The organism is Mesorhizobium sp. M1329 (assembly GCF_040318035.1).
Taxonomy (GTDB): domain Bacteria; phylum Pseudomonadota; class Alphaproteobacteria; order Rhizobiales; family Rhizobiaceae; genus Mesorhizobium.
Map to the genome: position 1 here is coordinate 249493 of NZ_JAMYLN010000006.1, position 11605 is coordinate 261097.

The 11605-nt window shown below is 61.0% G+C and carries 15 protein-coding genes; 4 read left to right on the forward strand and 11 right to left on the reverse strand.

The window, feature by feature from the left end:
• Window position 1: 1 nt before the first annotated feature.
• The 9 genes from kdpB to NKH21_RS08840 all read right to left on the reverse strand — a co-directional run bounded on the left by kdpB (window position 2) and on the right by NKH21_RS08840 (window position 7458).
• Window positions 2–2095 (reverse strand): potassium-transporting ATPase subunit KdpB, encoded by a 2094-nt coding sequence (gene kdpB, locus NKH21_RS08800; RefSeq protein ID WP_352864278.1) that lies wholly within the window; start codon window positions 2093–2095, stop codon window positions 2–4.
• Window positions 2092–2322, reverse strand: a complete 231-nt coding sequence (locus NKH21_RS08805; protein ID WP_352665612.1) for a hypothetical protein — start codon at window positions 2320–2322, stop codon at window positions 2092–2094. The genes kdpB and NKH21_RS08805 overlap by 4 nt, the downstream gene beginning before the upstream one ends.
• Before the next feature lie 7 nt (window positions 2323–2329).
• A complete protein-coding gene (gene kdpA / locus NKH21_RS08810) occupies window positions 2330–4033 on the reverse strand; it encodes a potassium-transporting ATPase subunit KdpA (protein WP_352864281.1) in 1704 nt (567 codons plus the stop codon).
• Between the two features lie 25 nt (window positions 4034–4058).
• Complete coding sequence (locus tag NKH21_RS08815) at window positions 4059–4148, reverse strand: K(+)-transporting ATPase subunit F (protein WP_023675300.1); 90 nt, start codon at window positions 4146–4148, stop codon at window positions 4059–4061.
• A gap of 335 nt (window positions 4149–4483) precedes the next feature.
• Window positions 4484–5965 carry a hypothetical protein gene (locus NKH21_RS08820; protein ID WP_352864283.1) on the reverse strand — a complete coding sequence of 494 codons (1482 nt, stop codon included), beginning with the start codon at window positions 5963–5965 and terminating at the stop codon, window positions 4484–4486.
• A 114-nt stretch (window positions 5966–6079) separates the two neighbouring features.
• On the reverse strand, window positions 6080–6262 hold the full coding sequence (locus NKH21_RS08825; protein WP_352864285.1) for a hypothetical protein: 183 nt from the start codon (window positions 6260–6262) through the stop codon (window positions 6080–6082).
• On the reverse strand, window positions 6262–6450 hold the full coding sequence (locus NKH21_RS08830) for a DUF3606 domain-containing protein (RefSeq protein ID WP_352502669.1): 189 nt from the start codon (window positions 6448–6450) through the stop codon (window positions 6262–6264). Before NKH21_RS08830 ends, NKH21_RS08825 begins: the two co-directional genes overlap by 1 nt.
• A 128-nt stretch (window positions 6451–6578) precedes the next feature.
• Window positions 6579–6809, reverse strand: coding sequence for a hypothetical protein (locus tag NKH21_RS08835; protein WP_352665608.1), 231 nt, complete (start codon window positions 6807–6809; stop codon window positions 6579–6581).
• A 214-nt stretch (window positions 6810–7023) separates the two neighbouring features.
• A complete protein-coding gene (locus tag NKH21_RS08840; protein ID WP_352665607.1) occupies window positions 7024–7458 on the reverse strand; it encodes a DUF3597 domain-containing protein in 435 nt (144 codons plus the stop codon).
• Between the two features lie 322 nt (window positions 7459–7780).
• Here NKH21_RS08840 and NKH21_RS08845 point away from each other — a divergent pair, with 322 nt between their 5' ends.
• From NKH21_RS08845 to NKH21_RS08860, 4 genes are all read left to right on the forward strand, one after another.
• Window positions 7781–8206, forward strand: coding sequence for a cupin domain-containing protein (locus NKH21_RS08845; RefSeq protein ID WP_352665605.1), 426 nt, complete (start codon window positions 7781–7783; stop codon window positions 8204–8206).
• A gap of 120 nt (window positions 8207–8326) precedes the next feature.
• Window positions 8327–8935: a YdeI/OmpD-associated family protein gene (locus NKH21_RS08850; RefSeq protein ID WP_352665604.1), complete on the forward strand. Its 609-nt coding sequence runs from the start codon at window positions 8327–8329 to the stop codon at window positions 8933–8935.
• A 462-nt stretch (window positions 8936–9397) separates the two neighbouring features.
• The gene (locus tag NKH21_RS08855) at window positions 9398–9670 is read left to right on the forward strand and encodes a hypothetical protein (protein WP_352665603.1); all 273 of its coding nucleotides are present in this window, start codon (window positions 9398–9400) and stop codon (window positions 9668–9670) included.
• Window positions 9671–9941: 271 nt separating this feature from the next.
• Window positions 9942–10349: a hypothetical protein gene (locus tag NKH21_RS08860; protein WP_352665602.1), complete on the forward strand. Its 408-nt coding sequence runs from the start codon at window positions 9942–9944 to the stop codon at window positions 10347–10349.
• 344 nt (window positions 10350–10693) lie between these two features.
• Here NKH21_RS08860 and NKH21_RS08865 read toward each other — a convergent pair whose 3' ends face one another.
• Together NKH21_RS08865 and NKH21_RS08870 are read right to left on the reverse strand one after the other, a co-directional pair.
• The gene (locus tag NKH21_RS08865; protein ID WP_254816854.1) at window positions 10694–10885 is read right to left on the reverse strand and encodes a hypothetical protein; all 192 of its coding nucleotides are present in this window, start codon (window positions 10883–10885) and stop codon (window positions 10694–10696) included.
• Between the two features lie 3 nt (window positions 10886–10888).
• Window positions 10889–11095 carry a hypothetical protein gene (locus NKH21_RS08870; protein WP_352665601.1) on the reverse strand — a complete coding sequence of 69 codons (207 nt, stop codon included), beginning with the start codon at window positions 11093–11095 and terminating at the stop codon, window positions 10889–10891.
• Between the last annotated feature and the right edge of the window lie 510 nt (window positions 11096–11605).

Here is an 11605-nt window from a genome sequence, read left to right on the forward strand (position 1 = left end):
CTTATGCGAGACCGAGAGCAGTGATGGCCATGTCGATCACCTTGATGCCGACGAAGGGGACGACGACGCCGCCGAGGCCATAGACAATGAGATTGCGGCTGAGCAGCGCACCGGCGCCGACCGGGCGGTATTTGACGCCCCTTAGCGACAGCGGGATCAGCGCGATGATGATCAGTGCGTTGAAGATGATGGCCGAGAGAATGGCGCTCTGCGGCGTTGCCAGATGCATGACGTTGAGCGCTTGCAGCGGCCCGGCAGTCTGGCCCGGGGCGATGTAGAAGACGGCGAATATTGCCGGGATAATGGCAAAATACTTGGCCACGTCGTTGGCGATGGAGAAGGTGGTCAGCGACCCGCGCGTCATCAGCAGCGCCTTGCCGATTTCGACGATCTCGATCAGCTTGGTCGGATCGCTGTCGAGATCGACCATATTGCCGGCCTCGCGCGCCGCGACCGTGCCGGTGTTCATGGCAACGCCGACATCGGCCTGCGCAAGGGCCGGCGCATCGTTGGTGCCATCGCCGCACATCGCGACCAGCTTGCCTTTGGCCTGCTCGTCGCGGATCAGCTTCAACTTGTCCTCGGGCGTCGCCTGAGCAAGGAAGTCGTCGACACCGGCTTCCGCCGCAATCGCAGCCGCGGTCATCGGATTATCGCCAGTGATCATCACCGTGCGGATGCCCATGCGACGCAACTCGGCAAAACGTTCTGCGATGCCGCCCTTGATGATGTCCTTCAGATGGACGACGCCGAGCAGGCGCCCGTCGCGCTCGACCGCCAGTGGGGTGCCACCCGATTTGGCGATCTCGTCGGCGATCGCCTGAAGGTCGCGGACGGTGTCGCTGCCGGGGCGCGTACTGCCTGTGGCAACGGTCGAGAGGTTGACGTGGGCAAGCACCGCATCGACTGCGCCCTTGCGGACCGAGGAGCCTTCCAGATCGACGCCGCTCATGCGGCTTTGCGCGGTGAAGGGCACGAAAGTCGCGTGCAGGCTTGCCATATCGCGGGCGCGGATGGCGTATTTTTCCTTCGCCAGCACGACGATCGAGCGGCCTTCCGGCGTTTCGTCGGCAAGCGAGGCAAGCTGGGCCGCGTCGGCCAGTTCCTGTTCGGTGACGCCCTTGACCGGACGAAATGCCGTCGCCTGACGGTTGCCCAGGGTGATGGTTCCGGTCTTGTCGAGCAGCAGCGTGTCGACATCGCCGGCCGCCTCGACGGCGCGGCCCGACATTGCTAGCACGTTGAAGCGCACCAGGCGGTCCATGCCGGCAATGCCGATCGCCGACAGCAGGGCGCCAATTGTGCTCGGGATCAGGGTAACGAACAGGGCGACCAGCACGGTCACCGAGATATAGCCGCCCGAATACGAGGCGAAGCTCGGGATCGTCGCCGTCGCTAGCACGAAGATCAGCGTCATGCCGACGAGCAGGATGTTGAGCGCGATCTCGTTGGGTGTCTTCTGGCGCTCGGCGCCCTCGACCAACGAGATCATGCGGTCGAGGAACGTATGGCCGGCAGCCGCAGTGATGCGCACGCGGATCCAGTCCGACAAGACCTGCGTGCCGCCAGTCACCGCCGAACGATCGCCTCCGGATTCGCGGATGACCGGTGCGGATTCGCCGGTGATCGCCGCCTCGTTGACCGACGCCACGCCTTCGACCACCTCGCCGTCCGAGGGGATGATGTCGCCGGCTTCGACAAGCACGATGTCGCCGACCTTCAGGCTGGTGCCGGGCACCAGTTTGAACTTGCGGGGGTCGCCGCCGTTCAACAGCTTGGCCTGAGTCTCGGTTCGCGCCCGGCGCAGCGAGTCAGCCTGCGCCTTGCCGCGGCCTTCGGCCACCGCTTCGGCGAAATTGGCGAAAAGCACTGTGAACCACAGCCAGATGATGATCTGCAGCGTGAAGCCAAGATCGCCGCCGCCGGTGACGAGGTCCTTGACGAACAGCACGGTGGTAAGTGCCGAGACGACGGCGACGACGAACATCACCGGGTTTCGCATCAAAGTGCGCGGGTTCAGTTTTCTGAAGGAACCGTCGATAGCGGGCCACAGAATGCGCGTGTCCATGATGCTCACGGATTTCGACGGGCTCATTTGGTGGCTCCAGTGTCGGTAATGTTGGACGGCGCCGGGTGCTCGCTCTTCGGGAACAGGCGCGGAAGGGCTGAGGCCAGCAGCCACAGCACGAACAGCACGGCTGCCATGCCGAGGAAGGTGGAGACCGTCGGAAAAGGACGAGGCGTCTCGTCCCTCCCGTCATCCGGCCTTCCGTCATCGGGTTGGTGACGGTCGTGCCGACGTATGAGGTTGAACCAGGGCATCGCCGTTTCAGAATGTCTGACCGTGAATCATCGCCAGGTGCTCGACGATCGGTCCGACCGCCAGGGCCGGGAAGAAGGTCAGGCCACCGACGATCAGGATGACACCGACCAGCAGCCCGACGAACAGCGGACCGTCGGTCGGGAAGGTGCCGGCGGAGGCAGGGACGGTCTTCTTCGCAACCAGCGAGCCAGCAATCGCCAACGCCGGAATAATGACCAGGAAGCGGCCCATCAGCATGCCGATGCCGAGCGTTATGTTGTACCAGGGCGTGTTGCCACTGAGGCCGCCAAAGGCGGAGCCATTGTTCGCCGCGGCCGAGGTGTAGGCATAGAGAACCTCGGAGAAGCCGTGCGGGCCGGCGTTGGCGATGGAAGCAACGCCGGTCGGCAGCACCACCGCGATAGCGGTGAAGATCAGCATTGCCAGCGGCAGGCAGAGCACGGCCAGCATTGCCATCTTGACCTCCTTGGCCTCGATCTTCTTGCCGAGATATTCGGGCGTGCGCCCGACCATCAGCCCGGCGACAAAAACGGCAATGACGATGAACATAAGGATACCGTAGAAGCCGGCGCCGACGCCGCCGACAATGACCTCGCCGAGCTGCATGTTGATGATCGGGATCATGCCGCCAAGTGCGGTAAAGCTGTCATGCATGGCGTTGACCGCGCCGCAGGACGCGGCGGTGGTGATGACGGCAAACAGTGCCGACAAAGCGATGCCGAAACGGCTCTCCTTGCCCTCCATGTTGCCGCCGTCGATGCCGAGGGCATGGACCAGCGGATTGCCGGCGGCCTCGGCCCAGTAGCAGACGGCAACGCCGGCGATGAACAGCACGCCCATAGCCGACAGAATTGCCCAGCCCTGGCGCTGGTTGCCGACCATGCGGCCGAAGACATTGGTCAGCGCCGCGCCGAGGGCAAAGATCGTCACCATCTGGATCAGGTTGGAGATCGCATCGGGATTTTCGAACGGGTGCGCGGCATTGGCGCTGAAGAAACCGCCGCCATTGGTGCCGAGCATTTTGATGGCAACCTGGGAAGCGACCGGCCCGACCGCGATGGTCTGCTGCGCCCCTTCGAGCGTGGTCGCGTTGACGTAGGCAGCGAGCGTCTGCGGCATGCCGAGATAGACACAGATCAGCGTCAGGACGATGCAGAACGGCAAAAGCAGATAGAGCGTGCAGCGGGTCATATCGACCCAGAAATTGCCGATGGATTTGCCTGAGGCCCTGGCAAAGCCGCGGATCAGTGCGACCGCAATGGCGATCCCGGTCGCCGCCGACAGAAAATTCTGCACGGTCAAGCCGGCCATCTGCACGAGATAGGACATCGTGCTTTCGCCGCCGTAGTTCTGCCAGTTGGTGTTGGTCATGAAGCTGACGGCGGTGTTGAAGGCCAGCCCAGGTTCGACAGCGGTCATGCCGGCCGGATTGTAGGGCAGGCCGCCTTGCAGCCGTTGCAGCAAATAGAGCACCAGGAAGCCGGCCAGGTTAAAGAACAGCAGGGCCGCCGCATAGGAGGTCCAGTGCTGCTCCTCGCGCTCGCTGGTCCCTGATATGCGGTAGAGCCCGCGCTCGAGCGGGGCCAGAATTGACGACAGGATTGTGCGCTCGCCGCTGAAAACGCGATGCATGTAGCCGCCGAGCGGCTTGGCCAGCAAAACGACGATCCCGCAATAGACGAGGATCTGCAGCCATCCGTTGATTGTCATGGGTTGGCTCCTTGGCCAGCGGAGATCAGAAGCGTTCCGGGCGAACCAGGGCGTATGTCAGGTAAGCGAGAAGAAACAAGGTCACGGCGCCGCCGAGGATATAGTCGAAGAGCATGTTACGATCCCCTAAACTTATAGCTTGTCGCAGGCTTTGATGTAGCCGAAGCATAGAGCAAAGAACGCAATTCCAGTCGCGACAACAACTATGTCCACCGTGCATTTCCTTATATTTTGTTTGTTCCGTAAACTTGGACAAAACTGTCCAAGCCCGCGCGCCGCATCATATCGGCTGCCGGATACATCGCTCCGGCGAATATGGATCAAAGTGCCATAAAGGTTCGAGACGGGACGCCGAGCAAAGAAATTAAAATCCCATAAGGATTTCGACGTCTCGGCGCTGGCCACAGCTTCAGGAGGGAGGTGCGCACCGGCGCGCGAAGCTGCCGGGGATCAGTCCGCGCGGGTGTAGATCACCGCGTAATCGTCCGCATAGGCCCGCTTCCAGCCCAGTTCGTCGAAGAACGGAATGCGGCTGTCGTCGGCGGTCAACAATGCCCAGTCTATCGTATATTTGTCGAGTTGCGCTTTCAGGATTGGCTTGCCCCGGCTGTGCCCAGTCTGCTCATCCGTTTCCGTAAAGCCATTCAGGAAGAGCTGATCCGCGCGGCCGTCGATAAACGTCCTGATGCCGTGGAAAATCAGCGTGCCGCCGAAATCGTAGGAGTTCAGCAGATTGCCCGACAGATTATGGGTTTGGGCGAAGGCCAGTGCGTCCCTCGCCGAGGTCTTCTGGCTCGGCACGACCGGATAGGTCGTGAAGGCGGCAGCCGCCAAAACCAGCAAAACGGCAATTCCAGCGCAAATCCTGGAAAATTGCCGTGCGAAAAATTGTTCAAGTCCGTCGCGCTTTTCCGCCGCCCATTTCTCGGCTGAAAGCGCTGGATATTGTTGCGCGACCTCGACGGCAAGGACCACCGGCACGAGAAGAAAGAACAGATACATGAACCGTATGTGGGTGAGATAGACGTGCAGCGTGAAGACAAGGAACAGCGCCTTGGCCCAGCCAATGCGCAATCTCGACACGAGCAGCCCGAAAAACGCCAGCAACATGGCCACCTCCTGGAGGGTGTGCCGCGAGGCGTCGAAGGGTTGCCACTCCGCAATGTAAGGCACCGCCTCATTGCCATAGGCCACGGTGAATGTGGCGAGTATTGCCTTGACGCCATAGGGATTGAGTAGGCTGACCAGCGGGCAAAGCAGCCCGAAAGCGATCCACTTGGCCAGCAGCCGGGGGTTCGACAAGCGTGTGCGCATGAAGAGGTCGAGGCCGGCGAAGGCGGCGATGACGAAACCGAAGGTGAAGGTGGCATGGAGATTGGCCCACAGGCAAAGCAGCGCCAGCAACCATAAAGGCGGCGCTTTCTCGTTGCGTGCGGCCTGAAAAAGACCGGCGGTCCAGACGACGATGATGGGCAAGGTAAAGATGTGCGGCCGGGCGACGTAGATCGGCCCGATCACCAGCGCGAGAACCAGTGTCACTCCTATCGCCAGCGTCGGCTTCAACCACGCGCTGAGATACCACGACGTCAAGAAGATCGTCAGCGCGATTACTGCAGTCGCCAGCAGCACCACGCCGTTCCAGCCGCCGGCTTCAAAGGCAATTGCAAAGAGAACCTGGCTAAGCCATTCCTTGGCGATCCATGGCTGGCCGGCAAAAGTGTAGGAATAGATGTCGACAGTGGGGAATGTGCGGCTTGCCAGCATATCCATGCCGACCTTGATGTGCCACCAGCTATCGGGATCCTGCAGGAGGGAGGTGGCAAAGGCGAGGAGCGCCGCCGCCATCACGACCGCCGCCAGCAGGCAAAACACCAGCCTCACATGCCGTATGTCGCCAATCGACGGCCTCGCCTCACCAGATATCCCGCGCATATGGCATCCCTGAGCCGCGATAGCGGAAGGGATAGGCCGAATTTGTTAGAAAACCGATAAGCCGCAAGATTGCGGCCACAACCCTATGCCGCGCTTCCAACCGGCTTGGCGCGTTCAGCCCTCGGCCTTGAAGTTCTTGGCTTCCTTCTCGACCTTCGGGCTGTCCCTGCCGTGCTTGCGCATCAGATCCTTCGCCTGCTTCGGCGAAACGTCGGTGGTTTCGGCCAGGCACAGAGCCTCCTTTTCGTCCGGATCGCGCGTCTTGCGGTCGGCCATTGCGGTTTTCTTGTCAGCCATTACGACGCTCTTATGCTCTCGGCGATTTCGTTCAACACCTTGCGGTCGGTGCCGTGGCGCTTGATCAGCGTGCGTGCCTGCTCCGGGGTGATGCCCGCTTCCTCGGCGAAGTGACGTACCTCGTAGTCTTCGCCGCCCGCCACTCGTGAGCGGTCGCGACTGTCGGTCTTGGTTTTGTCGTCGGCCATGGCAGCTCTCCTCATCTCAACGAGAGCATAACGGGCAAGATTTCAGCGAGTTCCTTCGAGCGTGTCGCCCTCGCCCAGCGCTGCCAACCGCCCGCCACTGGGCGCAGCCTGGTATTCGTTCTGGATTGCTAATGGGAGCGATGGTCGAACACGACGCCCATGGTCCTACCAACGGCCGTCATGACGATAAGCTCGACCAGATCGTCGTCACTGTCGCGGCAGGCAGGGGCCGTCCTGCGAACGATGTCCAGCATCGCCCTCGTCGATATGGTGTCGCCGGCGCCGAACCGTGAAAGCGCAGATGAAACAAGCTCTTGGGCCGTCAAGTCGGCGACCGTCACCCGCTGCACCACGTTCATTGGCTTCCTCCCACCATGAACCCTCTCCCGGGAGAATGATACGCCGAACGTCGCGTTTCACCAGCGAAATGGTGGTCCTACCAGCGTGGGGCCAGCGACCGAAATCGTCGGTTTTGCGCGAGGCAATCCAGGCGCGAGGCGGCAGCGCTTTTGTGCCATGCCACGTCGCCAAAGACCGATCCCGGCGGCCGGGATCGGTCTCAATTTTATGACTCTAGGCGGCCAGGTCGCTCGGAAGCTTGCCGCCATTCTCGGCCAGCTTTTTCATCAGTGCGTCGTGCAGCCACAGATTCATCGTTACGGTGTCGTTCATGTCGCCGGTGTAGTTCAGCTCGTGGGCAAGCTCCTTGCGGGCGCCGAGGCTGCTGTCGATATTCAGAGCCTTCATCAGATCGACGATCGAATTCTTCCAGTTGAGCTTTTGTCCCTTTGCGGCCACCGCCTTGTCGAGAATGGCAGCGATGTCCGGGGCAGAGGACGGCGCGGCCGGCGCGGCCAGGGCCGGGGTTGCAGCCGGAGCGGATCGGGTAGGCGCCGTCGGCTGGGTGGCCGTGCTCGAAGCAGGCGCGGGAGACGGTTGCGCCGGCGGCGCTTCGGCCGCAACCGCGTTTCCGAAAATCGCACCTTTGATACTGTCGAAAATGCCCATTGCTATCTCCTGTGTTGGCTTGACGGTATGTTGCTTTGACGGTCGGTAAGGCGACCGTTGCCGAATGTCGCATTGAGCGCCCTGGTTGTACCGGACCACGAACGCAACGCAGGGGGCAACTCCAAACTGACTAAAAGGTAAAGGCTTGGTTGCATTGGGGAATCGGCTCAGTGAGCCGGCCCGAGAGTAGAATAGGTTGGATCGCGGCCCAACAAATCGTCACGCGCAATGGGCGAGGAAACGGTTGGCAGCCAGTTTTGCTGACGCAGACTAGAAAAATCATCTAGATTCGTGTTCGCAATTCGCTGAGAGGAACGAAGCCATGACAGCAGTCGTCGCATCCGACAGGCTCGAACGTTCGACGGTTTGGGCTGAGGACGACCCGTCGGTCAAATGGGCCGGCGCTTTCGCGGTTTACGGCGGGCACGGCACCACCCAGTCCTCGGTCATTGTCTACGAGATCGAGCCCGGCAAGCGGCTCGGCTGGCACAGCGACGCCACAGAGGAGACGCAATACATCATCGCCGGCACCGGCGAGCTACATATGGAGGGCGGCACCACCCACCCGGTCGGGCCCGGCAGCGTCCTGGTACTTCCGACGCCGGTCCGGCACGACCTCGTCAACACCGGCACCGAAACCCTGCGCGCCGTCGCTTTCTTTGCGGCGGCGATGTTCACGCAGACATTCGACGACGTCATGCTGCCGCCGAAATCCCATGTCCTCGGCACGCCCAATCGTGCGGGCTGAATGCGTGCCGGCGGGAACCATCAGGCCTGCGGATTGCGGACTTGGAACTGATATGGGCGCGCGCGCGGCTGGCAAGGGGTTGGGCGTCGTTACGCACCTGTGTCACGGGCGGACCGGCTGATGGCGCCCGTCAAGGTCGACCCCACCAAGGTGCGCGAGTTCAGGGATGCCGAAAGCTTCCATGCCTGGCTTGGCGAGCATCACGACAGCGAGGACGAAGTCTGGATCAAGATCCATAAGCTCGATTCGGGGCTGCCGTCGATCACGCCGAAGCAAGCCATCGATGTGGCGTTGTGCTGGGGCTGGATCGATGCGGTGCGAAAGGCGTTGGACGGCAAAAGCTACCTGCAGCGCTACACCCCGCGCGGCAAGAAGAGCACCTGGAGCCAGATCAATGTCGACAATGTCGCCCGGCTGATTGAGGGGGGCCGGATGACCGAGCACGGGCTGAAGCAAGTCGAGGCAGCCAAGGCCGATGGCCGCTGGGCGCGCGCTTACAAGAGCGGTAAGGAGATGAAGATCCCCGACGATCTGCAGGCGGCAATAGACGCCGAGCCCAGGGCGAAAGAGATGCTGGCAAAGCTCAGCGGGCAAAACCGCTTCGCGCTCGCCTTCCGCACCCACAACATGAAGACCGAAGCGGGACGCAAGAAGAAGATCGCGGCGTTCGTGGAGATGCTGAAGCGCGGCGAGACCATCTATCCGCAACGAAATCGCGATTCTGGTTGAACATTTGGCCGCGCTTGTCTCCGGCATCTTGTGCTTGTCCCTGTCGGCGAGCCCCGAATGCGGCCGGATCGCAGCTCAGGCGCACCTTCGATCCTGGCGATGTCGCCGACGACTTGTTTTCGACGAGCGTCGCCCGGCACTTCGACACCAGCTCTCATTCGTTTAGTTGATGCAGGAAAAAAGTCCCGTCCTCACAGTCGGTATAGTATATTAGCAGGCGCTGTTATGAGGTTTTTGCCCGTTCAGGAGCCGACTGGCACGTGGGCCGTGTTTGATGCGACCGTGGACGTGCCTGCGGATTTCGCTGGCAGTTGCCTTATAGGCCTGCCGCGGGAGCGGGCGGAGTGGCTCGCAGCAAGAGCCAATCGAGATGCTGCAAAAGGCACTTCGATTTGCCGGTTGTCAGTTGCCGGGCCAGCACAAGCCGCGGTTCTTAGACTTAGACCGTTAGGAGAGATTTCGATGATGCACGAACAGGTAATGGAAGCTGCGTTGGCAGCCAGAAATCAGGAAGTGGATATTTGTGGTGTCTTCGACATCACCAACAAAACCGATGCGCCAATTGGCTCTCGCCGATTGGGCGAGGCTATCCACTTTGTCGCCAATGCACCTATCGTTGGCTATGATGTTCACGCCGCCGTCATCAGATATGGCCCACTCGGAACCCCCAGCCTCAGAGCAACAGATTGCGCACAGCTGTGGGAGAGGTTTGGCGAGGCCTTGCTGCAACACTGAAGGGCAGACCTTTGGCGCGTATGGCACCACCATCGTGCAGGACACTTCCCTTGTGAGAACGACATGGAAGCCTGGCGGGTGATATTGCAATCAAATTAGCGTGAGCGCATATTTTTTGCCGGCTGGCCTCGCAAACCGGCCAGACCCGGTGGCCGGCCGCCAACGGGCCGTCAGGCTGCCAACAAATGGTTCGGCAGGCCCGACGGTCCCCTTGGCAAGGTCGCCGGAAACAAAGCATGATGCGGCGGCAAAACGGGTTTGGGAGAATGACATGCCTAAGGTTTCGGAACTCTTTTTCAAGACAGCCATCGTCTTTCTTATTCTGGGAATTGCCGCTGGCCTGCAGATGGCAATTTCAGGCGATCACGGCGCGTTTCCGGCTCACGCGCACATCAACCTGCTGGGTTGGGTCACCAGTGCAATATTCGGCGGCTATTATGCGCTGAACCCGGCGAAGGCTGCCCGCAGGAGCGCGATGATCCACTATGGCGTCTATAATCTCGGCCTGGTCGTGATGCTGCCGGCGCTTTACCTGATGCTGCAGGGAAATCCGGCACTCGAGCCGATCGTCGCCACCGGCTCAATGATTGTCGCTGCCGCCGTGCTGATCTTTGCCTTCGTGGTTTTCTCCACCGAAACAGAGCGCTCGGTCTCGGGAGTACAAGCGGTCCCGCGCTAGACGAGGCAGCGATGGTGCCGAGCTATCAATGCCCGTGCTTCTGGTGAAGCGCGGGCCGATTGGTTGTAGGCTGATCTGAGGCAAGGGTGCGGCGAGATGAAAGCCGCTCAGTAGCCTTCGCGCGCCCCTCTGCCTGCCATGCTGCTTGTCGCGGCCTTCATTCTGGCGTTGTGCTGCGTCCCTAGGAAGGTGAAAACATCGACACTTCTTGGATCTTCGCCGAAACGACTGCCTTGTGCTTTTGGGGCGCGACGCCCAGCGAGCGCAGGTGCGACGTTGATGCAGCCTTGTTGTTGGCGACGCAGCATGACGGGGTCATCGTCAAACGACGGTAGCGCGCGGACCTACTGTTGCGCGAGCCGGTCCCCGAGCGTGTTTGCTTCGGCCAATCTTGCCAGCGATTGTTCGACTTTCTGCGCCGAGGCGTCTGTGCGCTTGATGTGCCGTATCATTTGCTGCCTCAGCAGCGCGAGCCTTGCGACGCGATATTCGTCGCCGTATCTCGCAGTTTCAAGGTGGAGGGTCGCGAGCATCATGGGTCAATTCCGATCGATCTTCGTCATGCGTTCCCGGGCCTCAATGACGCGTTTTTGCTCAGACCGTATGCGGTCGCACAACGCGAGATTGACGGCGACACAGCCATCGTTCAACAACAGTTCATTCGCACGCTTCAGCGAGCGCTCGGCCCGTTTAACGCGCAGCCTGGCATTGGCCAGTTCGAAGCTAAAAATATCAATCATCATCATACCGCTTCGTTTGCGGTCCCTTCGATTGTTAACCGGCGTCGATCCCATTTGTTCCGACTGCACGCGGCGCAGCGCCAGGAAGGAGCTTGTCTTTCGCCCGTGCTGGGCCGTTCGCGATGGCGGGGCATGCTAGGTGGGCGGGCTGGTGCAAGGCGAAGGTGTGAAGGCCTGGCCCGTAACCACGTTCTGTTCACTCTGGCTAATGTAAGCTGGCCGCCTAGAATTCGCCGCGAAGGTGTTTGACGCGGAGCTTCACACCAGGCTTGACCCACTGCGCCGCGAGCACAGCCATGTGGTCACCGTGGCTCGAGTGTCAGCAGATGTGGTAAGGGTGAGTGTCGGCGAGTAGCAGGGGTCCAGCAACAATGACTTTGAGGCGAACTAGAGCTTACGGCACATCCGGCTTGGTTCTAGCGGTTTGCACTGTGTTTGCTTGGCAGAACGCCGCTGCCGCTCAAAATTGCGACGCAGCCGCGACGCCTGGCGTCAATTGGCAAGAGTGTGACAAGA

What these genes read in the sequence shown, in the direction of transcription:
- NKH21_RS08805 (WP_352665612.1), bottom strand. Translation starts at nt 2,322, where the DNA reads ATGCCCTGGTTCAACCTCATACGTCGGCACGACCGTCACCAACCCGAT.
- NKH21_RS08815 (WP_023675300.1), bottom strand. Translation starts at nt 4,148, where the DNA reads ATGCTCTTCGACTATATCCTCGGCGGCGCCGTGACCTTGTTTCTTCTC.
- kdpB (WP_352864278.1), bottom strand. Translation starts at nt 2,095, where the DNA reads ATGAGCCCGTCGAAATCCGTGAGCATCATGGACACGCGCATTCTGTGG.
- NKH21_RS08850 (WP_352665604.1), top strand. Translation starts at nt 8,327, where the DNA reads ATGGCGCCCGTCAAGGTCGACCCCACCAAGGTGCGCGAGTTCAGGGAT.
- NKH21_RS08830 (WP_352502669.1), bottom strand. Translation starts at nt 6,450, where the DNA reads ATGGCCGACGACAAAACCAAGACCGACAGTCGCGACCGCTCACGAGTG.
- NKH21_RS08840 (WP_352665607.1), bottom strand. Translation starts at nt 7,458, where the DNA reads ATGGGCATTTTCGACAGTATCAAAGGTGCGATTTTCGGAAACGCGGTT.
- NKH21_RS08870 (WP_352665601.1), bottom strand. Translation starts at nt 11,095, where the DNA reads ATGATGATGATTGATATTTTTAGCTTCGAACTGGCCAATGCCAGGCTG.
- NKH21_RS08820 (WP_352864283.1), bottom strand. Translation starts at nt 5,965, where the DNA reads ATGCGCGGGATATCTGGTGAGGCGAGGCCGTCGATTGGCGACATACGG.
- NKH21_RS08835 (WP_352665608.1), bottom strand. Translation starts at nt 6,809, where the DNA reads ATGAACGTGGTGCAGCGGGTGACGGTCGCCGACTTGACGGCCCAAGAG.
- NKH21_RS08845 (WP_352665605.1), top strand. Translation starts at nt 7,781, where the DNA reads ATGACAGCAGTCGTCGCATCCGACAGGCTCGAACGTTCGACGGTTTGG.
- NKH21_RS08825 (WP_352864285.1), bottom strand. Translation starts at nt 6,262, where the DNA reads ATGGCTGACAAGAAAACCGCAATGGCCGACCGCAAGACGCGCGATCCG.
- kdpA (WP_352864281.1), bottom strand. Translation starts at nt 4,033, where the DNA reads ATGACAATCAACGGATGGCTGCAGATCCTCGTCTATTGCGGGATCGTC.
- NKH21_RS08860 (WP_352665602.1), top strand. Translation starts at nt 9,942, where the DNA reads ATGCCTAAGGTTTCGGAACTCTTTTTCAAGACAGCCATCGTCTTTCTT.
- NKH21_RS08865 (WP_254816854.1), bottom strand. Translation starts at nt 10,885, where the DNA reads ATGATGCTCGCGACCCTCCACCTTGAAACTGCGAGATACGGCGACGAA.
- NKH21_RS08855 (WP_352665603.1), top strand. Translation starts at nt 9,398, where the DNA reads ATGATGCACGAACAGGTAATGGAAGCTGCGTTGGCAGCCAGAAATCAG.